This is a genomic window from Pseudomonas sp. EGD-AK9, assembly GCF_000465935.2.
In the GTDB taxonomy this organism is placed as follows: Bacteria; Pseudomonadota; Gammaproteobacteria; order Pseudomonadales; family Pseudomonadaceae; genus Aquipseudomonas.
This window is the reverse complement of sequence record NZ_AVOF01000742.1, coordinates 1-776: the sequence shown is the minus strand read 5'-3', so window position 1 is coordinate 776 and position 776 is coordinate 1. Positions and strand designations below refer to the sequence as shown.

At 70.1% G+C, this 776-nt stretch carries 1 protein-coding gene; it reads left to right on the top strand.

Features of this window, described 5'->3' with window-relative positions; genetic code table 11:
• Positions 1-776: methyl-accepting chemotaxis protein (locus N878_RS23475; protein ID WP_021445938.1), on the top strand; the 776-nt coding region annotated here is incomplete at both ends.

Genomic DNA, 776 nt, shown 5'->3' with positions numbered 1-776 from the left:
GACTCCTTCAACGAGCGGCTCAAGGAATACGCCGAGCAGCTGCAGCAGCAGAAGCAGGTCTACCTGCAGCTGGTGGCGCAGATCGAACAACTGCTTGGCCAGGTCGAGCAGGCCCTCGGCGCCCAGCGCCAGGCCATGCAGGCCGCGCAGCAGGCGAGCAGCACCCTGATCCTGCTGGCGGCGGCCCTGGCCCTGCTGGTCGGCCTGGGGGCCGCGCTGGCCATCAGCCTGGCCATAGTGCGGCCGCTGAAACGGGTGATCGGCCTGGCCGAGCGCATCGCCGCCGGCGACCTGAGTGCGCGCATCGAAATCGACCGGCGCGACGAGATCGGCCAGCTGCTCGGCGCCATGCAGGCCATGGCCGGCAACCTGCGCGAGATGGTCGGCCGTCTGCAGGGCGGGGTGACCCAGCTGTCCAGCTCGGCGCAGTCGCTGTCGACGGTGACCGAGCAGACCCGCCAGGGGGTCAACGGGCAGAAGCTGGAGACCGATCAGGTGGCCACCGCCATGAGCCAGATGACCGCCACCGTGCACGAGGTGGCGCGCAACGCCGAGGCCGCCGCGGTTTCCACCGAGCAGGCCGATCGGCGCGTCGACAGTGGCAGCCAGGTGGTGCGCCAGACCCTGCAGCGCATCGACCAGCTGGCCGGCGCGATGGACGCCACCACCGCCAGCATCCAGCGCCTGAGCCAGGACACCCAGCGCATCGACGCGGTGCTGGAGGTGATCAAGAACGTCGCCGAGCAGACCAATCTGCTGGCGCTCAACGCCGCCAT